1 protein-coding gene is annotated in these 256 nt (G+C 67.2%); it reads right to left on the bottom strand.

Features of this window, described 5'->3' with window-relative positions:
- Positions 1-256 (bottom strand): ATP-binding cassette domain-containing protein (locus ASE56_RS17970; protein ID WP_369110702.1); only part of this gene is annotated, 256 nt, incomplete at both ends.

Raw genomic sequence — 256 nt, 5'->3', positions numbered from 1 at the left:
GTCAAAGATGGCCTTGCCGCCGGTCGGTTCGATCAGCCGCAGGATGGCGCGGCCGGCAGTCGTCTTGCCGGAACCGGATTCGCCGACGAGGCCGACGGTCGATCCGCGCTTCACATCGAAGCTGACATCTTCGACGGCATGGACGATGCGGTCGTTGCGGGCCGGAAAATGCTTGGTCAGCCCCTGGATACTGAGCAGCGGTGCGACGGCGTTGGCGGCCTCGACCGGCAGGGGCGCGGCGGCTGTGGAAAGGACG

The organism is Microbacterium sp. Leaf203, from assembly GCF_001421275.1.
Classification (GTDB): Bacteria; Actinomycetota; Actinomycetes; order Actinomycetales; family Microbacteriaceae; genus Microbacterium; species Microbacterium testaceum_A.
This window is presented reverse-complemented; position numbering and strand designations above follow the sequence as displayed.